A 680-nucleotide genomic window follows, 5' to 3' on the forward strand; every position below is an offset into this window, starting at 1 on the left:
AGCGAAGCCGATGCCCTGGCACTGATCAAGTCCATCGCCGGCAAAAACCAGCTGTTCAAGACCTACATCGGCCAGGGTTACTACGGCACGCACACGCCGTCGCCGATCCTGCGCAACCTGCTGGAAAACCCGGCCTGGTACACCGCCTACACCCCGTACCAACCGGAAATCTCCCAGGGCCGTCTCGAAGCGCTGCTGAACTTCCAGACCCTGATCAGCGACCTGACCGGCCTGCCGATCGCCAACGCTTCCTTGCTCGACGAAGCCACCGCCGCTGCCGAAGCGATGACCTTCTGCAAACGCCTGAGCAAGAACAAGGGCAGCCACGCCTTCTTCGCCTCCGTGCATTGCCACCCGCAAACCCTCGACGTATTGCGCACCCGTGCCGAGCCGCTGGGCATCGACGTGGTGGTCGGCGACGAGCATGAACTGACTGACGTGACGCCGTTCTTCGGCGCCCTGCTGCAGTACCCGGCGAGCAACGGTGACGTGTTCGATTACCGCGAACTGACCGAACGCTTCCACGCGGCCAATGCGTTGGTGGCGGTCGCCGCCGACTTGCTGGCCCTGACCGTGTTGACCCCGCCGGGCGAATTCGGCGCCGACGTGGCCATCGGCAGCGCGCAGCGTTTTGGCGTGCCGCTGGGTTTTGGTGGCCCGCACGCCGCGTACTTCTCGAC

At 64.7% G+C, this 680-nt stretch carries 1 pseudogene; it reads left to right on the forward strand.

What is annotated here, in order from left to right:
* Positions 1-680: pseudogene (locus tag AEQ67_RS31360) on the forward strand (glycine dehydrogenase (aminomethyl-transferring)); the annotation flags it as partial.

The sequence above is a fragment of the Pseudomonas sp. RIT-PI-q genome (genome assembly GCF_001297125.1).
Lineage (GTDB): Bacteria > Pseudomonadota > Gammaproteobacteria > Pseudomonadales > Pseudomonadaceae > Aquipseudomonas.